This is a genomic window from Mesorhizobium sp. C416B (assembly GCF_030323165.1).
GTDB lineage: Bacteria > Pseudomonadota > Alphaproteobacteria > Rhizobiales > Rhizobiaceae > Mesorhizobium.
This window is the reverse complement of the sequence record NZ_CP100471.1, coordinates 3,538,849-3,552,849: the sequence shown is the minus strand read 5'-3', so window position 1 is coordinate 3,552,849 and position 14,001 is coordinate 3,538,849. Positions and strand designations below refer to the sequence as shown.

Sequence of the window (14,001 nt, the reverse complement as noted above, 5' to 3'; positions counted from 1 at the left end):
TCACGCCTCGTCCAGCATGGGTCGCGGTTCGGGCTTCAACTCGTGCAGCCGGTGGATACCGGGCATCTCGATGAAATTGTCGAGGCTGCGGAGCGCTCGCGACCAGAGCCGGATCGTGGGATACGAATCGAGGGAAACGCCGCCGTCGGGCGCGAGCGCGACATAGGGAAAGCAAGCAATGTCGGCAATCGTCGGCCGGTCGGAAGCGAGAAACCGGTCGCCACGCATTTTTTGTTCGAAGAGGCCGGCTTCCAGCTCACGTAGTGCCGCTATGCCATTGGCCTGAAGCGCACCGATGTCACCGGGGCGCAGCAGCATCTCATGCAGGCGCGCGCCGCCGAGGTTGGCGGTCAGCCTGTGCGAGAAGGAAAGCCATTGCTGGATGCGCGCCGTCTCCTCGGGGGCGCCGCTGCCGAGCCAGGCCGGTGCTGCCTTCGCGGCGAGATAGCCAAGCATGGCGGAAGACTCGGTCAGGATCAGGTCGCCGTCTTCAAGGATCGGGATGGAGCCTCCCGGATTAAGCGCCATAAGCTCGGGGCCACGATGCTCGGCGCCGGGATGGAAGTCGACCGGGCGGATTTCGAGCTTCACACCTGACAGCGTCGCCATCAGGCGCACCTTGTAGCAACTTGGGGAGAGGATGTAGTCGTAAAGCTTCACTGTGCCACCAATTGCGCGCCGTAGGTATAATTGTGGCGCTTCAGCCAGCGGCGATAGGCGACCGAGGTCAGGTCGGCGCGCGTCGGGATTTCCATGCCGGGATCGAGCGGCAGAAGACGCGGGATCTGGTTTTCGAGGATCGAGCGGTCCTGCAGGAAAATCGTCTGCTGGAAATGGATGAGGTCGGTCTGTGGCGTCTCGTCATCGAAAAGCGCCATCCACGGCCAGACGTCGCAGAGATCCTCGGCAAGCGGTTGGACGAATAGCGTAATGACATCCCATTCGCCCGGGCGCGGCGGGCAGGTCTTGTAGAGGACTGAGCAGGTCGGAGCCGGCACGCGGTACATGTATTCCGTCGTGATACCTCCGCTCGCGGATTTCGCCGCCTGCGGCTGGTAGAACTTCACCTGGGTCGCCCAGACCTCGTCCTCTTCCTCGCGGATCTCGACCTTGTAGTTTTCGACCTCGGTATGCGGCTCCGAGCCGAGGATGTCGGTATGGACGAAGGGGAAGTGTGCGATGTCGAGGAAGTTCTCGACGGCGCGGAGCGGCGAGCAGCGCACCCGCACCACGCCGACATCGACGAAGCGGCGCCCGGGCTGGTCTGCCTCGGGAATTGGGAAGACCGGTTTCTTCGGTTCGCCGAGCGACGACCAGATATGGCCATAGCGCACCGAAACCGGCAGCACGCGCCCGTTTTCGCCTGTCACTTTCGCCGCGCCATCGGCGTCGAGCGCAACCTTGATCGGCTCGTCCATCAGGGTGGTCTCGCGCCCATAGCGGTCGAGCCGGCTGAAAAGCCCGACCGGATACCATTCGTCGCGCATCGCATCGTCGATCATGGCACAGCCCCTTTCGCCTCGATCCCTTCGGCCATGCGCCGAAGGCTCTCGGCGGCTCGCGAGGCGGCGATGCGCTCGGACGCATCGCAATCGGCTGGAACAAGGACGTGGATCAGCGTCTCGCCGGCTTCCTGCGGGATAGGCACCAGGCGGATTGCCGGCGCGCCGGGCGCCTGCCAGACGTATCCTTCAACGGTGGCCTTCGTACCGGCAGCGACCGAGAGTGCCGAACATCCGGCGCGGGCCGTCAATGAACGGAGCGGGACGTAACCCTCAAAAAGGGGTGGCTTGCCGTCAGGCTCTCCATCAGCGACCCAGATGATCCCGCCCGCCTCTTCGACCAACCGGGTCGCAACGCGAATCGTCTCCGGCGGCGTGAGGCTGGGATGGGCAGGAATGCGCAGGCACTGACCGGCCTGCGAATAGGTCCAGCCGTGATAGATGCAGGAGAGCGCCTCGCCGCGCACGAAGCCATGGGAGAGGCGCATGCCGCGATGCGGACAGCGATCCGCCGATGCCGCCAAGCGCCCCGATTGGCTTCGCCAGAGGGCAATGGGACCGGCGGGCGTCCGCCCCGGCATTACCTGTCCTGTTGGCAGATCCTGGGAAAGGGCGACCGGCACCCAGGTGTCCGTCTTGTCGGACAGCATGACCTTACTTTCCGTACTGATACTACTGTTTCCCGACCAGAGAGATGCCGGCGCAAGGAGTTGGCGAACCGCTCGATGCGGCTGACGTATGCATAATTATTTCGCAATTGCAATATTGATTAAATTAAGTGCAAACGGAGGGTAACCACACGCAAAGCTATATGTTTTTTTGCTCGACAGGCGCGCGGTCGATCGTCTCGACCCAGACTTCAATGGGCCCAAGCGAACATCCCATCTCCATCATGTCGATCAGTTCCGCCGCACCGGCAATATCGAGTTCGATGCGATCGGTGCTTGCATGAGCGATGTGGTGCGCGAGACCGAGCTTGGCCGCATGGCGCATGATCCAGGGCAGGAAGGACGCGGGTTCGAGGTGGCCGCGAATGGTCATCCGCTCATGCAAGCGGTGTTGACTTTGCTTCATCACGAACGGAACGCGCGCCTTGGTGTCACGGTCAGCAGCATAGCGTCTGACTGAACGGGCGGAAGTGGTAATCGACGCGCCAATAACACCGAATATCGACTGATCGCCCGTGCCTAGACCCGGGCACTCATGCATGTCGCCCAGAAGTGCCGAGGTTGTGGGACAACGACATGCATTAAACAAAGACTTCAAGCGGTCGCATGAATCCGTTCAGCGCGACGCTCTTTAGGGTTATCCAAGCTATTGTAATGCATCTGCCCTTCCCGAGAGATGGGTGACAGTTCATTCCGGAGACATGGGTTACACTTTCGGCCCTTTGCAAGGAGAGCAAGGTGCCTTGGAAGGAGTGTAACGTCATGGAAGAGCGGCTGAAGTTCATTGCCCGGCTGCTGGACGGCGAGAAGATGGCGGTGCTTTGCCGTGAGTTCGATATCTCGCGCAAGACCGGCTACAAGATCCTCACACGCTACAATGACAGTGGCCTTGAGGGGCTGACGGATCGATCACGCCGACCCTACCGCCACGCCAATCAGCTTCCGTTTCAAATCGAGAAGCTGATTGTGCGCCTCAAGCAAGACAAGCCGACCTGGGGTGCGCCAAAGATACGCGAACGGTTGGCCCGGCTGTATCCTGACGTTCACCGGCCTGCGATCTCGACGGTGCATGCGGTTCTCGACCGCCATGGCCTGGTCGAGCGCCGCAAGCGAAGGCGCAACAGGGCGATGGGAACACCACTTTCAAACGGCTATCGGCCCAACGATCTGTGGTGTGCCGACTACAAAGGCGAGTTCATGCTCGCCGATCGGCGCTATTGCTACCCGCTGACGATCACCGACTTCGCCAGCCGCTATCTCATCGCCTGCGAGGCGTTGTCGACTACCAAGGAAGCCTATGCCTTCACGGTGTTCGAGAGCGTTTTCAAAGAGTTCGGCCTGCCCAGCGCCATCAGGACCGACAACGGCGTTCCCTTTGCCAGCCCAAACGCGCTGTTCAATCTCAGCAAACTGTCGGTCTGGTGGCTGCGCCTGGGCATCGACATCGAGCGCATCCAGCCGGGCTGTCCGCAGCAGAACGGGCGCCATGAGCGCATGCACCTGACTCTCAAGAAGGAAACCACCAAACCGGCTGGCGCCAATTTCCTGCAGCAGCAGGCCAGGTTCGATGACTTCATCAATGAGTTCAACTCAGAACGCCCACATCAGGCGCTCGACATGGCCTGTCCAGCCGAGCGCTACACGCCGTCACCGCGCATCTATTGCCGGCCTGCCGGATCTCGATTATCCGTTTCACGACAAGGCCGTCACCGTCACCACCTGCGGCCGCATCTGCTACAATCGCAAGAAGATCAACCTCAGCCTCGTCTTTGCCGGCCAGACCGTCGGCATCAAACAGGTCGAGGACCATATCTGGCTGGCTTCCTTCATGGATTATGATTTGGGCTACTTCGATGATGAGACATGCAGGCTCGAACCACTCCAAAACCCCTTCGGGCCAAAAGTGTTACCCATGTCTCCGATATAAACCGTAACCTATGTGTCCGGAATGGACCCTCGGTAAGCTGGCGCACCCGACAGGATTCGAACCTGTGACCTCTGCCTTCGGAGGGCAGCGCTCTATCCAGCTGAGCTACGGGTGCCTTCAGGGAACCTGAAAACGAACCAGCCGATAGGCCGGCCAGCCACGGCTTCTTAGCGGAAGCCGGCGCGGGCTTCAACGGGCAATTGGCGTGGCGATATTTTCGAAGCCACGTCGCGCGGCTCGGCAACTTCGCGTCCGCCTTGCAGCCTCAGCCCGGGACTCACCCCGCCACCTCCACCTTCGCCACCCGCCTGCGCACCCTGCGCGGCGCCCGCTTCGCCTTCTTCGCGCCGGTCAGTTCGTGCATCGCATCCAGCTGCATCTGCTGCATTTCGGCCAGCCGCGTCCATTGGCGCGAGATCAGATAGTCGAGCTTTTCGTGCAAATGGCGCACTTCCAGCTCGGCTTTCAGGTTCACCCGGTAGTCGTTGAACGAGCGCAGGCGGTCCTTGGCCTCCGTCCGTCTCTGGCTCATCATGATGATCGGCGCCTGGATGGCGGCGATACAGGAGAGCAGCAGGTTGAGCAGGATGAAGGGGTAGGGGTCGAAGGCGCTGCTCACGCCCGCGATCAAATTGATGCCGATCCACACCGCAAGCACGCTGCCGAACGAGATCAGGAACCACCAGCTGCCGCCGAAAGCCGCCATGTTGTCGGAGACGCGGTCGGCGAACGAGCGGTGCTCCTCGAACTCCTCTTCCGAGTTTTCCGAAATCGTGTCCTGCCTGGCGATCGATTCGACCACCTGGCGGTCGAGCTCGGAGAATTCGCCATGCTCCTGCTGCAGCAGCTCCTCCATGTAGCGCATGCGGTAACGGCCGAGCTCCTCCCGGCTGATGCGGGCGCCGCGCGGCAGGTCGGGATGATCGGAGCGGATGCGGTCGGCCAGGCTCGGCCTGAGGTCGTCGATGCGCACCAGGTCACGCTTGCGAAACTTTCTACCTGATATCGCCGACGGTTTTCGCTTCGGCTTCAGGCGGCCATGGGGTTCGGAGTCCGGCACATCGGGCGCTTCCAGCGCCTCGTCGGCAACCAGTTCGGCGTCATGATCGCCGATGGGCGGCGCCTCGAAATACTCGCCGCCGCTGTCGTTTTCATTGGCGGCCTGTTCGGATGGTTTTGGGCTCATGATGCCGGCTCCTGCTGTCGCGCCCACGATACGCCAAGCCGGCACGCCATAGCCACTGTGGCGGTGAAGATTGGGGGCTTGTGCAAGCGCTTGTGATGAATGCCTGCTGCAATTGCCTGTGGCGGCGCAGCCCCCCGGGGCCTCGCTCGCCTGCTGCTCGGCAACCAGACCGCCGAAGTGCTGTTGCGCCTGCTGCAGAGTTAAGATGAGGCAGCGATCCTTCACGACCCCCCTCTGTCCTGCCGGACATCTCCCCCTCAAGGGGGGAGATCAGATGTCGCCATGGCTTTGCCAAACACGAAAAAGAGGCGAGACGCCGAAGCTACTAATCTCCCACTTGAGGGGGAGATGGCCGGCAGGACAGAGGGGGGCGCTGTCCCGCCGGCGTTTCAGAGTTCCTCCACCCAACGACGGGTTCTATTGCGGCGGTAAACCAGGCAACTGCGACCCCTGCGCCGGCAAACCAGGCGGCGGCAGGCTGGGCGACGCGGCCGGCTGATCTCCCGCAAACATCAGCCGCGTCTTCGTATCGGCCATGGCGGGCGACAGACTGCGCTGGATCAGCGCTTCGACATGGTCGTTGCGCTGCCTAGCGCTGTCGGCGCCCATCACCACCACGATCAGATGCCGGCCGTCGGCATTGTAGGACGTGACGATATTGTAACCGGATGCCCTGATATAGCCGGTCTTGATGCCGTCGACGCCGCGCACCCGGCCGAGCATGTCGTTGTGGCCGCGCACCAGCCGGCCGCGGAACATGAAGTCGCTTTCGGAGAAATAGTGGAACTGCTGCGGGAAGCGGGCGCGCAGCGCCATGCCGAGCGTCGCCATGTCGCGCGCCGATGTGTGCTGGCCATCGTCGGGCAGGCCGGAGGCATTGCGGAAGACGGTGCTGCTCATGCCGATCTGGCGCGCCTTGGACGTCATCATGGCGGCGAACTGGTCCTCCGAGCCGCCGAGATATTCGCCCACCGCCACCGCCACGTCATTGGCCGACTTGACCACGATCGCCCGGATCGCCGAATCGACATCGATGCTCTCGCCGCGCTTGAAGCGCAATTTGGTCGGCGGCTGCCGGGCGGCATTGTCGGAGACCGGGATCTGCGTTTCCTTCGAGACGCGGCCGGACTCCAGCGCCTCGAACAGCAGGTACAGCGTCATCATCTTGGTCAGCGACGCCGGATAGCGTTGCGCCCTCGAACTGACTTCGAACAGCGTCTTGCCACTGCCGGCATCGATTACGATGGCGGCATATTTCTCCTGTGGCGCCGGCACCGCCAGCACGCTGTCGGGCGGCGCGGTGGTGCTGCAGCCGGCAACGAAGACGAGCAGCAGCAAGGCCGCGACGAATTTTTGTATGAGGGAGGGGAAATGGAAGTTTGGCAAGGCAAGTCCGGCGTTGCTGAGAGGGCCGGAACCTAGCCTAACCCATTGTGTTCGTCCATTTGGTTAACGGCGGAGCTGCCGATGACGCTGCCAATCTCCCCCGCAAGGGGGGAGATCAGATGTCGCTTCGGCTTCGCCAACCATCGGCGCTGAAACGGCAACCTCGACATCCGCCCACCCGCCCCGAAATCGCCTGCTTCCTGTCCTGTTTTGCCTGCGGGGTCGCGGTGCTGCTATAGAGGCGGCAATTGCTTGGGGATTTGACAATGACCGGTGACATCGGCGCGGCTGCGCCAACTCTTATCAGGGCTTCGCTCAGCCGCACCGGCAAATGGGCCGGCAGCGTCGCTTTCATCGGCGGCGCTGCTTCCGACATCCTCAATCCGCTGGCGCCGTTCGCCGCCTATATCGCGCTGGTCGCTTCGGTTGCCGCCGCCATCATCGCCATTGCCATCGTTCTGCGGCTGGTGCTGGCCGCCAAGGCGCTGCCGGCGCTGATCTTTGCCACCAGCGCTGCCGCCGCCGCCGGCGGCGTCTATGGCCTGCAGCAGCAGACCAATTCGCAGAACGGTGTGATCGCCGGCCTGGTGCCGGCCATCGCCCAGTTGCAGCAGCAGATGGGCATCGTCTCGGCCAGGGTGGCCAGGATCGAGCAAACGGTAACCGAGACGAAGCTGGCGGTCGACCAGGTCAAGCAATCGACCGACGCGGTGGCGAAGAAGACCGAGGAAATTGCGTCGACCCAGCAGCAGCAGGCTGAGCAGGGCGCGCAGACGCAAAAGTCGGTAGAGGCGGTCAAGCAGACGACCGAAACGCTCGCTGCCGGCCAGCAGAAACAGGCCGAGCAGGCGGATAAGCTTCAGGCGACCACCGAGCAGATCGCCGCCTCGATCGACACCATCGCGAAGGGCTTTGCCGCATTGGCCGCGCAGGGCGGGACGATCGCCGGGCCGAAGCGGCCGGACGAATTCTATCACAATGCCCGCGTCTACGAGCTTTCCGGCGACATGCTGAATGCGCGGCGCTCCTATCTCGCTTTCGCCGGTTTCGACGTCGACGCCGTCGATCCCTACACACGGTTCGCCACCCTGCTGCGCGTGCAGGACGGCAAGGCCGGCGCCCGCGAAGTGTTCGGCGCCCTGGCCGACAAGGCCAAGGCGCTGTCGATCAAGCTGGTCCATATCCTGCAGTTCGACGATGCCCAACGTCTCGACAAGCTCAACGCCTTCATCGCGGCCAATCCTGATTTCGCACCGGCCTATTACCTGCTCGCGCAGGAGTTTTCCGAGGATCGCCTCGGCGTCCAGTCGCTGTCCGACAAGCGCAGCGAGGCCGAGGCGCTGACCAGGTTCGTCTCCTATGAAAAGGAAGGCGGGCTGCTCAAATATTTCGTCGACCAGACGCAGCTCGCCGACTGGCTCGACCGCAGCCGCACCCGATTGACTGCCCTTGGCGACGTGCTCGATCCCGCCCGCTTTGCCCCGACGCTGACGCCGATGCGCTCCAATGCCGGCTGGACGATCTCCATCTCGCTGCCTGAGGCGGCGACCGGCATTTCCTGGCGCATGGGCGAGTCTGGTCCGTTCACCGATACCGGGCTGATGGCGATGAACGACCAGCGCACCGGCAAGCCGATGCCCAATCCGAGTTTCGAATTGCCCGACAGCACCACGGCCACCACCATCGGAGTTAAATATCTCGATCTCCGGGGCCGCGAGACCGGGCCGTTCAACATAAGTTTCGATCCGGACGCGGCTCTCCAGCAGGGCAACAAACAGATCCTCGACCAGTTCTGGACGTCGTGGATCGCCTTCGACGCCAGCGGCAATCACGGCCTGGTCTACTTCTCGCAGATGCTGTCGTTCCGCTGCGGCATCAAGGAGGTGCGCTACAGCCTGAACGGCACGGCGCTCGATAAGGAGATCAAGCTGCCGCCTTGCGACAAGAAGGACCCGTACGCCATTCCTTATGACTACCAGCCTTACTTCAAGGTCGCCGACAACGTGACGTCGATGGCGGTGCAGGTCACCTACACCGACGGCACCAAGTCGCCGGTGCGCGAGTATAAGCGGCAGTAGGCGCCCACCCTCCCCCATGTGGGGAGGGTCGATCCGCGTAGCGGATCGGGGTGGGGGTCCTCGTAGGGCGCTACCCCCACCCCGTCGATCGATCTCCGCTTCGCTCCGATCGCTCGCCGACCCTCCCCACAAGGGGGAGGGTAAAAATCGCCCTGATGCAAAATGCCGGTCGCTGTGCTTGCGCATCCGTCACGGAGCGGGTTTGTTCGCTGCCATCAGAATCAGCAGGTGCGCGGATGGATAAGGTCACGATCAAGGCAAATGGCATCTCGGTCACGCTCGACCTCACCGTCGGGCACATCGCCGACATGACAGTCGAAAGCGATGGCCGCCAGCTGAAACCGCTGCACCGCGCGCCTTGGGTCGATGCCGGCGAGGCGCTGTCGCCGGACCTGCCCGAAGGCACGGTGCGGCTGTCGGGCGATTTCCTCTGCGCGCCGTTTTCGGCCAGCGACATCGAGGCCGCACCGCTGCATGGCTGGCCGGCCAACAGCGCCTGGGATGTCACCGCCAGCGAAGCGACATCCGACGGCTGGCGGGCCGTCTTCCGGTTGCGCCGCACGGTGATGGGCGCGACGGTCGACAAGATCTTCACGCTCCGCAACAGTCATCCCTTTCTCTATCAGGAGCATGTCTTTTCCGGCGGTTCCGGCGCGGTCTCCGCCGCCCACCATCCGATGGCGGCGATGCGCGATGGCGGCCGGCTCGCCTTCTCGCCGAAGCGCTTTGCCGGGACACTGGACGCACCGCTGGAGCCCGATCCGGCCCGCGGTCGCTTCAAGCTTTCCTATCCCGCCCGCTCGACCGATCTGACGCGCTTTCCAGCCACTGGCGGCGGCACGCTCGATCTCACCGACTACCGCATGGAGGATGAGCGCGAGGATTTCATCACCCTGGTCGAAGCCGATCATGACGGTCCGGGCTGGACGGCGCTGGCGCGCCGGGCCGAACAGGATCTGGTGCTGGTGCTGAAGAACCCGGCGGAGCTTCCGGTCACCATGCTGTGGTTCAGCAATGGCGGCCGCGATTACGCGCCGTGGAGCAGCCGCCATCGCGGCGTGCTCGGCATCGAGGACGGCCGCGCCGCCATCGGCCATGCCGCATCGATCGACGACAATTGGCTGAAGCGCGAAGGGGTCGCGACCGCTTTTACCCTCGGCGGCGAAGTCTCCTTCCGCCATGTCATCGGCGCGCTGCCGCAGGCAAACGGCGAGCCGCCGCGCGATATCGGGACAGCCTCAGGTCACATGCGTCTCACCGGAGCCGATGGTTCGACCCGCGATGTCAGGTTCGACAGCGATTTCCTGCGGATCGGCCAGCCCGGCTGATTTTCGAACGCTGGCCCTGCCCCTCACCTGCCTGCCGGCATCCTCGACACACGGCACATGGAGCTTGTCCGCCGCACCGCCGCGCCAACCAATCTGCTTGGCGCTGCGGCGGACGCATAGGGGGAGAAGTGTTACCCATCTATCGGCTGGACACCGGCAGGGCGACGAGGGGCGGCGCTGACGTGGCGGATGTCGTGAGATTGCCCAAATCGCGGTTTGAAATTTCCTCAAACTGCCGACAAGATGCAAAGCATAGCTGGAAGCGCCCAATGTCCGAAATCGCCCATCTCGCCGCCACCATCTTCAAGCGCGCCGGCAAGGCGAAACGCTTCATCGTCGCCATTGCCGGCCCGCCCGGCGCCGGCAAGTCGACGCTCTCGGCCGGGCTGCATGATCTGCTGCCGGAGGGCGCGGCTGAAGTCGTGCCGATGGACGGCTTCCACTATGACGACATCGTGCTCGACCAGCGCGGCCTGCGGCCAAGAAAGGGCGCGCCGGAGACTTTCGACTTCGCCGGCTTCGAGACGCTGTTGAAGCGCATCCGTTCGGGCGAGCCAGACATCGCCATTCCGGTGTTCGACCGCAGCATGGAATTGTCGCGCGCCGCCGCCTCCATCGTTGCCGCCGAGACCAAGTTCATCCTGGTCGAAGGCAATTACCTCCTGCTTGACGAGGAGCCGTGGTCGCGGCTGGCGCCGCTGTTCGACTTCACCATCTTTGTCGATGTGCCGCGGGCCGAACTCGAGCGCCGCCTTCTGGTGCGCTGGCACGAGCATGGCCGCTCCGACGAAGACGCCCGCGCCTGGATCGCTTCCAACGACATGCCCAACATCGATCGCGTGCTCGGCCGTCGCAGGTCCGCCGACCTGGTTGTTGGCGATCCCGCATAGTTCGCTGGACTTCGGAACGGGAACCTTAAGACTTTCAGGTCGTTATCTCTCATCGGCAATCGTGCCGCCGTGAGGGAACCGTCAGATGGCAACCAAGGCAAAAACACCCGCCAAGAGCAAGACCGCTCAACCCAAAGCCAGGCAGGCAAAGGCCACGCAGGCCAAGGCAGGCGCCGGCCCGGCGATCGCCGAGCGGTCCAAGGACGCAAAGCCGGCTTTCGGCAAAGCGGCGCCAAAGAAGGTAGAACCGGTCGCGACGGCGAAGGTGGCGGTGAAAACCGCCAAACCCAAGAAGCCGGCAAGCCGCGGCTCGATGGCCGGCGGGGCCATGCGCACGGTCAAGGCGACCGCCAATGTCGCCGCTGGTGCGGTGGCGGCGACAGCCAGGGGCGCCGCGTCGCTCGCTGCGTCCGTCATCGGCAAGGGCGGCTCGAAAAGCAAGGCCAAGGCGAAATAGACCTGGTTGCTTCGGCCGGCCGAGGTTAATTCCTGGCGGGAATGGTCAGGCCGCGCTGCACCGCGGGCCGCGCCAGCCCGCGCTCCAGCCATGCCGCGACGGTGGGGAAGTCGTCGAAGCCGACGAGTTCGCGCGCCTCGTAGAAGCCGATCAGATTACGCACCCAGCCCAGCATCGAAATGTCGGCGATGGTATAGTCGTCGTCCATGATCCAGGTTCGACCCTTCAGCCGCGTCTCCAGCACCCCGATCAGCCGCCGCGATTCATTGCGGTAGCGATCCAGCGGCCGCTTGTCGGCGATCTCGCGTCCGGCGAATTTGTTGAAAAACCCGACCTGTCCGAAAATCGGCCCGATCGCCGCCATCTGGAAGAACACCCATTGGATGGTCTCGTAGCGCCGCGCCGGATCGACCGGGATCAGCTTGCCGGTCTTGTCGGTGAGGTAGAGCAGGATGGCGCCGGATTCGAACAGGCCGAGCGGCTTGCCGCCCGGACCGTCGGGGTCGATGATCGCGGGTATCTTGCCGTTCGGGTTCAGCGACAGGAATTCCTGCGTCCAGCTCTGGTCCTTGCCGATATCCACCAGATGCGCCTCGTAGGGCAGGCCGAGTTCTTCCAGCGCGATCGAGACTTTCACGCCATTCGGCGTCGTCGCGGAATAGAGCTGCAGGCGGTCGGGGTGGCTGGCCGGCCAGCGCTTGGTGATCGGAAAGGCGGACAGGTCGGTCATCGAAAGCTCCGGTCGGGAATTTGGCGCGGTATCGCGCCATCTGGCGTGTTGCGAAGGATTATCCTCGGCGTCTTTGCTGATCAACCGGTCGACGGTGCAGACACCGTCTTCGCAGTCATTCAGGCCCAGTCGCTCAGGGGCCAGTCGCTTGCCGTCAGACCGCCTTGAACGCGACCACGGCATTGGTGCCGCCAAAGGCAAAACCGTTGCTGATCGCCGCGCGCACCTTGCGCTCGCGCGCCACATTCGGCGTGATGTCGAGATCGCAGTCGGGGTCGGCCTGCCGGAAATTGGCCGTCGGCGGCACGATGCCTTCGCGGATCGCCATCACGCAGGCGATCATTTCCAGGCCGCCCGAGGCGCCGAGGCAATGGGCATGCATCGACTTGGTCGACGACACCGACAGCTTATAGGCATGGTCGCCGAAGACGCGCTTGATTGCCGCCGTCTCGATCTGGTCGTTGGCCTTGGTGCCGGTGCCGTGGGCGTTGAGATAGTCGACGTCCTCGGGATTGAGCCCGGCGTCCGCCAGGCAGGCGCGCATCGCCGCCGTCGGTCCCTCGACAGTCGGCGCGACGATATCGGAAGCGTCGGCGGAAAGGCCGGCTCCGGCAAATTCGGCCAGAATGGTAGCGCCGCGCGCCATGGCGTGTTCATACGTTTCCAGCACCGCCATTCCAGCACCTTCGCCGAGCGACAGGCCCTGGCGATCGGCTGAGAACGGCCGGCAGGTATCGGGCGCCAGCACCCGCAGGGCTTCCCAGCCTTTCAGGATGCCCCAGAGCAGCGGCGCGTCGGTGCCGCCGGCGACCATGACATCGGCGCGGCCGAGCCGGATCTGGTCGACCGCCGAGGCAAAGGCGTGATTGGACGAGGAGCAGGCCGAAGTGACGCCGAACACCGGCCCGCGCAGGCCGAGATTCATGCTGACATGGCCGGATGCCGCACTCGGCATCACTTTCGGCACGGTGAAGATGCCGGCCCGGTTCTTGCCGTCGACCAGGATGGCGCGATAGTTCTCCTCGATCGCCTCCCAGCCGCAGACGCCGACGCCGACAACCGCGCCCATCCGGTAGGTGGTTGCTTCATTCGATGTCAGGCCGGCATGCTGCATGGCTTCGCGCGCGGCAATCGTCGCCAAAAGGCTGAAGCGGTCCATCGACACGGTCTGCTTGTGGCTGATGCCATGGTCGGGCAGCGTCTTGATTTCGCAGCCGACCTTGACCTTCAAATCATGCAAACCGGGATTGCTGATTTGACCGATGGCCGATCGGCCGGCCCGCATCTCGTTCCAGATTGCAGGCGCATTGGCGCCGAGCCCGCATATGCCACCGATGCCGGTAATGACGACGCGCTTTTGCATTCAGCTCAGGCTTTTTTCGCAATCAGCGCGCGAACAGCCTCAACCATATCGCCGACATTCTTGAGATTGCTCCAGGCATCGACCGTGTTCATCTCGATCTCGATGCCGTACTGCTCCTCGAGATCGAAGATGATCTCGGTCAGTTCCAGGGAATGGATGCCAAGCGCGGTCAATTCCGTATTGGTGGTGATCTCTTCGCCACCGGGCTCCGCATGTGCCCTGATCTTGGCGATGATTTCCGTTGCCAGCTCGTCAGCCATTCGATTCCTTCCCCAATTTTATAACGCCGCGGTGCCGATTGGTTGGCGCCCCTGTTGCCTGGACTGAAATCGCCGTCGCCTTCAAAAACCTGCCAGGCGCAGCATGACCGTTCCAAAGAGGCTCCCTCTATAGAAACGGAAACGCTGTCAAGCAACAAGCTATATCAACAAGCACCATATCGACAAAGCGCCGGGAGTGCTTAACGTTAGCGCCGTGGATACGTTG

The 14,001-nt window shown here is 63.3% G+C and carries 13 protein-coding genes, 1 tRNA gene and 1 pseudogene; 5 read left to right on the top strand and 10 right to left on the bottom strand.

Going from position 1 to position 14,001, the window contains the following annotated elements; translation table 11 throughout:
- From NLY43_RS17210 to NLY43_RS17195, 4 genes are all read right to left on the bottom strand, one after another.
- A complete protein-coding gene (locus NLY43_RS17210; protein ID WP_023689145.1) occupies positions 1–660 on the bottom strand; it encodes a glutathione S-transferase family protein in 660 nt (219 codons plus the stop codon).
- Positions 657–1,502, bottom strand: coding sequence for an aromatic ring-hydroxylating oxygenase subunit alpha (locus NLY43_RS17205; protein ID WP_023689146.1), 846 nt, complete (start codon positions 1,500–1,502; stop codon positions 657–659). The genes NLY43_RS17210 and NLY43_RS17205 overlap by 4 nt, the downstream gene beginning before the upstream one ends.
- Entirely contained in the window at positions 1,499–2,152 is a 654-nt protein-coding gene (locus tag NLY43_RS17200; protein ID WP_023689147.1) for a Rieske 2Fe-2S domain-containing protein, read from the bottom strand. The genes NLY43_RS17205 and NLY43_RS17200 overlap by 4 nt, the downstream gene beginning before the upstream one ends.
- 157 nt (positions 2,153–2,309) lie before the next feature.
- Positions 2,310–2,576 carry an acylphosphatase gene (locus NLY43_RS17195; RefSeq protein ID WP_023689148.1) on the bottom strand — a complete coding sequence of 89 codons (267 nt, stop codon included), beginning with the start codon at positions 2,574–2,576 and terminating at the stop codon, positions 2,310–2,312.
- A 332-nt stretch (positions 2,577–2,908) separates the two neighbouring features.
- Here NLY43_RS17195 and NLY43_RS17190 point away from each other — a divergent pair.
- A pseudogene (locus NLY43_RS17190) lies at positions 2,909–4,097 on the top strand (helix-turn-helix domain-containing protein).
- 38 nt (positions 4,098–4,135) lie between these two features.
- On the opposite strand, the gene NLY43_RS17185 reads toward NLY43_RS17190, so the two are convergent.
- From NLY43_RS17185 to NLY43_RS17175, 3 genes are all read right to left on the bottom strand, one after another.
- A tRNA-Arg gene (locus NLY43_RS17185) sits at positions 4,136–4,212 on the bottom strand.
- Between the two features lie 162 nt (positions 4,213–4,374).
- Entirely contained in the window at positions 4,375–5,283 is a 909-nt protein-coding gene (locus NLY43_RS17180) for a DUF1003 domain-containing protein (protein ID WP_023723419.1), read from the bottom strand.
- Between the two features lie 417 nt (positions 5,284–5,700).
- On the bottom strand, positions 5,701–6,669 hold the full coding sequence (locus tag NLY43_RS17175) for a D-alanyl-D-alanine carboxypeptidase family protein (RefSeq protein ID WP_023711381.1): 969 nt from the start codon (positions 6,667–6,669) through the stop codon (positions 5,701–5,703).
- A 266-nt stretch (positions 6,670–6,935) separates the two neighbouring features.
- Here NLY43_RS17175 and NLY43_RS17170 point away from each other — a divergent pair, with 266 nt between their 5' ends.
- The 4 genes from NLY43_RS17170 to NLY43_RS17155 all read left to right on the top strand — a co-directional run bounded on the left by NLY43_RS17170 (position 6,936) and on the right by NLY43_RS17155 (position 11,422).
- A complete protein-coding gene (locus NLY43_RS17170) occupies positions 6,936–8,747 on the top strand; it encodes a methyl-accepting chemotaxis protein (protein ID WP_023711380.1) in 1,812 nt (603 codons plus the stop codon).
- Between the two features lie 236 nt (positions 8,748–8,983).
- Positions 8,984–10,075, top strand: coding sequence for a hypothetical protein (locus NLY43_RS17165; protein WP_023711379.1), 1,092 nt, complete (start codon positions 8,984–8,986; stop codon positions 10,073–10,075).
- A gap of 269 nt (positions 10,076–10,344) precedes the next feature.
- On the top strand, positions 10,345–10,965 hold the full coding sequence (locus tag NLY43_RS17160; protein WP_023689152.1) for a nucleoside triphosphate hydrolase: 621 nt from the start codon (positions 10,345–10,347) through the stop codon (positions 10,963–10,965).
- 85 nt (positions 10,966–11,050) lie between these two features.
- The gene (locus tag NLY43_RS17155; protein ID WP_023711378.1) at positions 11,051–11,422 is read left to right on the top strand and encodes a hypothetical protein; all 372 of its coding nucleotides are present in this window, start codon (positions 11,051–11,053) and stop codon (positions 11,420–11,422) included.
- Between the two features lie 25 nt (positions 11,423–11,447).
- Here the strand turns inward: NLY43_RS17155 and NLY43_RS17150 are convergent, their stop codons facing one another.
- The 3 genes from NLY43_RS17150 to NLY43_RS17140 form a co-directional block, all read right to left on the bottom strand.
- Positions 11,448–12,152, bottom strand: a complete 705-nt coding sequence (locus tag NLY43_RS17150; protein WP_023711377.1) for a glutathione S-transferase family protein — start codon at positions 12,150–12,152, stop codon at positions 11,448–11,450.
- Between the two features lie 154 nt (positions 12,153–12,306).
- A complete protein-coding gene (locus NLY43_RS17145) occupies positions 12,307–13,515 on the bottom strand; it encodes a beta-ketoacyl-[acyl-carrier-protein] synthase family protein (RefSeq protein ID WP_023683604.1) in 1,209 nt (402 codons plus the stop codon).
- Positions 13,516–13,520: 5 nt separating this feature from the next.
- Positions 13,521–13,775: an acyl carrier protein gene (locus NLY43_RS17140; protein WP_023671226.1), complete on the bottom strand. Its 255-nt coding sequence runs from the start codon at positions 13,773–13,775 to the stop codon at positions 13,521–13,523.
- Positions 13,776–14,001: the final 226 nt, after the last annotated feature.

What these genes read in the sequence shown, in the direction of transcription:
- NLY43_RS17180 (WP_023723419.1), bottom strand. Translation starts at nt 5,283, where the DNA reads ATGAGCCCAAAACCATCCGAACAGGCCGCCAATGAAAACGACAGCGGC.
- NLY43_RS17160 (WP_023689152.1), top strand. Translation starts at nt 10,345, where the DNA reads ATGTCCGAAATCGCCCATCTCGCCGCCACCATCTTCAAGCGCGCCGGC.
- NLY43_RS17205 (WP_023689146.1), bottom strand. Translation starts at nt 1,502, where the DNA reads ATGATCGACGATGCGATGCGCGACGAATGGTATCCGGTCGGGCTTTTC.
- NLY43_RS17200 (WP_023689147.1), bottom strand. Translation starts at nt 2,152, where the DNA reads ATGCTGTCCGACAAGACGGACACCTGGGTGCCGGTCGCCCTTTCCCAG.
- NLY43_RS17170 (WP_023711380.1), top strand. Translation starts at nt 6,936, where the DNA reads ATGACCGGTGACATCGGCGCGGCTGCGCCAACTCTTATCAGGGCTTCG.
- NLY43_RS17140 (WP_023671226.1), bottom strand. Translation starts at nt 13,775, where the DNA reads ATGGCTGACGAGCTGGCAACGGAAATCATCGCCAAGATCAGGGCACAT.
- NLY43_RS17165 (WP_023711379.1), top strand. Translation starts at nt 8,984, where the DNA reads ATGGATAAGGTCACGATCAAGGCAAATGGCATCTCGGTCACGCTCGAC.
- NLY43_RS17155 (WP_023711378.1), top strand. Translation starts at nt 11,051, where the DNA reads ATGGCAACCAAGGCAAAAACACCCGCCAAGAGCAAGACCGCTCAACCC.
- NLY43_RS17145 (WP_023683604.1), bottom strand. Translation starts at nt 13,515, where the DNA reads ATGCAAAAGCGCGTCGTCATTACCGGCATCGGTGGCATATGCGGGCTC.
- NLY43_RS17150 (WP_023711377.1), bottom strand. Translation starts at nt 12,152, where the DNA reads ATGACCGACCTGTCCGCCTTTCCGATCACCAAGCGCTGGCCGGCCAGC.
- NLY43_RS17195 (WP_023689148.1), bottom strand. Translation starts at nt 2,576, where the DNA reads ATGAAGCAAAGTCAACACCGCTTGCATGAGCGGATGACCATTCGCGGC.